The sequence below is a fragment of the Parendozoicomonas verongulae genome (assembly GCF_009711465.1).
Taxonomy (GTDB): domain Bacteria; phylum Pseudomonadota; class Gammaproteobacteria; order Pseudomonadales; family Endozoicomonadaceae; genus Sansalvadorimonas; species Sansalvadorimonas verongulae.
Window position 1 is genome coordinate 898 of the sequence record NZ_SMME01000520.1, and the last position, 290, is coordinate 1,187.

Below are 290 nucleotides of genomic sequence, written 5' to 3' on the forward strand. Positions count from 1 at the left end.
TGCTTTGTTGCACCCACTCTGATCACAGACAAAGGGCTTGTCCCTTGAGTGGATGCGCTTGTGGACGATGAGTGAACTGGATTGGGTGAATGACTGGTCACACTGATCACAGACAAAGGGTTTGCCACTTGTGTGGGTGCGCTTGTGATCGGTGAGCGCACAGGATTGGATGAAAGACTGGTTGCACCCCTCGTGATCACAGACAAAGGGCCTCTCCCCTGTGTGGATACGCTTGTGTCTGGTAAGATTGCCGGATGTGGTAAACGTTTTGTGGCATCCGTCCTGGTCAC